The sequence below is a fragment of the Corallococcus terminator genome (genome assembly GCF_003611635.1).
Lineage (GTDB): Bacteria > Myxococcota > Myxococcia > Myxococcales > Myxococcaceae > Corallococcus > Corallococcus terminator.
The window spans coordinates 1-3,059 of record NZ_RAVZ01000575.1; the positions used below are offsets into that span (position 1 = coordinate 1).

The 3,059-nt window shown below is 72.6% G+C and carries 2 protein-coding genes; both read left to right on the forward strand.

From position 1 onward, the window contains the following. The coding region (locus tag D7V88_RS40220) for a DUF4129 domain-containing protein (protein ID WP_147449099.1) at positions 1–1,727 on the forward strand (1,727 nt) is incomplete at its 5' end. A gap of 53 nt (positions 1,728–1,780) precedes the next feature. Then, positions 1,781–3,058 (forward strand): DUF4350 domain-containing protein, encoded by a 1,278-nt coding sequence (locus tag D7V88_RS40225; protein WP_120545790.1) that lies wholly within the window; start codon positions 1,781–1,783, stop codon positions 3,056–3,058. Position 3,059: the final 1 nt, after the last annotated feature.

The window sequence follows — 3,059 nt, forward strand, 5'->3', positions numbered from 1 at the left end:
CCCTGCCCGCCCTGTACCTGACGCTCGCGTGGCTGCTCAGGGGCGTGGGCCAGGGGGCGGCGTGCCACTACGTGCAGGAGGTGCTGCTGGGCACGCACGCGGAGCCGTCCGTGCGACCGTCGATGCGAGCGGCGCTGGGGCGCCTGCCCAGTCTGTGCATCGCGGCGGTGTACCTGACCTTCTTCAACCTCATCACCGTGACGCTGTCGCTGGGCATCGCGCTGATCGTCCTCTCCGCGCAGGGGGTGGGTTACGCGGCCACGATGCAGGGCCGGGGCAGCCCGCTGAAGCTGTACGGCCTGTGCTCGCGGCTGCTGGGCCCATCGCGCGGGACAGCCACGGGGGTGCGGTGGCTGATGGGCGTGCAGGTGCTGGTGTTCTTCAACCTGCACGTGGGGCTCAACTTCCTGCTGTACCTGGCGCGGCACCTGGTGGGCATCGACCTGACGTTCACGGAGCGGTTCGCCTCGTTGGACAACCCGCCGTGGCTGATGTTCCTCGCGGCGACGACGTTCGCGATCTTCGAACCGTTGCGCGCGGCGGCCGCCACGCTGCTGCTCGTCGACGGACGCGTGCGGCAGGAAGGCCTGGACCTCCTGGCCGCCGTGCAGCAACTGCCGGAGCGCAACGTGAAGCGCGGCGCGGTGGGCGCAGGGGACGCGAAGGGGATCGCTGCCGCGCTGCTCGTGGCGGTGGGCATGCTCTTCGCGAGCCCCACCCCGGCCGAGGCCGCGCCGGCGAAGAAGCCAGAGACGTCCGAGCGTCAGGCCGTGCGCGCGCGGCTGGAGAAGCTGGCGGAAGCCTGTGAGATGCCCGAGATGCTGGAGGGCACCGCGCTGAAGGACTTCGACGCGCTGGGCACGTCCGAAGGCGCGAAGCTGGAACGCTTCGTGCGCCACCTGGAGCAGCAGGCCTACGACGACGATGACTGCGAGTCGGCGGCGGTGACGCTGGAGACGGGGCTCGCGCAGGTGGCGGCCACCGCGGAGGCCCAGGCGCGCGTGGATGCGCGGGCGGCCACGGACCGGGCGCGCTCCATCCTCGCGCGGCCGGAGTTCCAGGACCGTCCGGAGAAGGATCCGAAGGAGCCCAAGGAAGAAGAGGCCCCCGAGGAACCGGGCTGGTGGCGCCAGTTCATCGACAAGGTGGGCAAGTGGCTGGAGGAGCTCTTCCGCCGGAGGGATCCGCTGCCGAAGCCCCGGGAGACGGCCCTGCCGCTGAGTGGCGGCGCGGCGGCGGACATCGTGGTGGTGGCGCTGGTGGCGCTGACGCTGGCCGTGCTGGGCGTGGTGGTGGTGAGCATCCTGAAGCGGCGGCGCGTGGAGTCAGGCCCCGGGCTGGAGGTGAGCACGGTGGACGCAGCGGCGCTCGCGGGCAATCCGGACCATGCGCTGTCCCGGCCCCCGGAGGGCTGGGCGCATCTGGCTGACGCACTGGCGGCCAGGGGCGAGTACCGCGAGGCGGTGCGCAACCTGTACCTGGCGCTCCTGTCGCGCCTGCATCGCGACGGCGCCATCCTGTACGACGAGACGCTGAGCAACTGGGACTACCTGCGCGCGTTCCGGGGCCGGCCGGAGGTGAAGGCTCCGTTTCGGGAGCTGACGCGCCGCTTCGACTTCGCCTGGTACGGCAACGTGCCCGTAGGCAAGGAGGGCTACACGGAGTTCCGCGCCATCACCGCCCCGCTCCTCGCCGCGCCGCCCATGCAGGAGGCCGCCGGTGCGTAGCCACGTTCAGACGCTCGTGCTGCACGCCGCGCTCCTCGCGAAGGAGGCCCCCGGTGCGTGACCGTTTCCCACTGCTCGTGCTGGGAGCCCTGCTGCTCGCGGGCGTCCTGGGCGCGTTCCTGGTGCGCGGGGCCCAGCGCGGCGGGTTCGCGGATCCGCTGTCCACCTTCCGCGCGGAGCCGGATGGCGCGCGGGCCCTGTTCCTGCTCGCCCAGGAGAGTGGCCTGCCGGTGACGCGGAACGTGGCGGACCTGCGCATCGTGTCCGGCCCGGAAGCCCTGGTGCTGCTCGCCGTCGACGTGGAGGGCTCGCACGAGGAGGACCCGGATCAGACGCGGCTCGCCTCGGATCCGGACGCGGGCGTGAACGACGAGGAGGCCCCCCACCTGGGCTTCAACGCGATGCGGGCCCAGCAGCTCGACGACGCCGAACTCGAACGGGTGCTCGCGCACGTGCGCTCGGGCCACTCGCTCGTGTACGTGCCCTGGGGCTCGCGCGAGAACCCGCTGTTGGACGAGCTGGGCGTGAAGCTGGACAAGGCGGACACGTCGCTGCCCATGCGCACGCTGGTGGCGCCGCTGCCCACGCCGTACACGCTGGGCGTGGAGCGCGTGGAGACGAAGGTCCAGACCTACCTGCGGCTGCCGGAGAACGCCATCCCGGTGCTGGAGGATGAGCGGATGGGCCTGCCGGTGGCGGCGGTGATTCCCCTGGGCGAGGGCCGCGTGCTGGTGGTGGGCGCCCCGGAGCTCGCGATGAACCAGGCGCTCGCGCGGGCGGACAACGCCCAGTTCTGGCTGAGCGCGCTGGGCGCCCTGGGCCCTGGCCCCTACGCCTTCGACGAGTTCCACCACGGCTTCACCAACGAGCGCTCGCTCGTGGACTTCGCGCGCCGCTACGGCCTGCACTTCGCGGTGGCGCAACTGCTCTTCGGCGTCGTGCTGTGGGCGGGCGCCCTGAAGCGCTTCGGCCGCCCCCTGCCGCCTCCGGAGGCCATGCGCGTGGGCGCCACGGACGCCCTGTTCGCCATGAGCCGGCTGTACCGCGAGGGCCGGCACCACGCCTTCGCCGCCGGGCTCATCTCCCGGGGCCTCACGCAGCAACTGGCACCACTCGCGGGCCTGCCCTCCCATTCCACTGTCGCCGCCGTCGCCGAAGGGCTTCGCGCGCGGGGACGCCAGGACCTGGCGGACGGGCTCGTCGACGTGGCCCGCCAGTCCGACGCCGTGCAGAGGGACGCCGACCTGCAGGCCCTCGCCACTTCCGCCGCGCACCTGCGCGAGCGCATCCACCCCGCCGGCACTGGCCGGCCCCGCCCCGGAACCACATGAA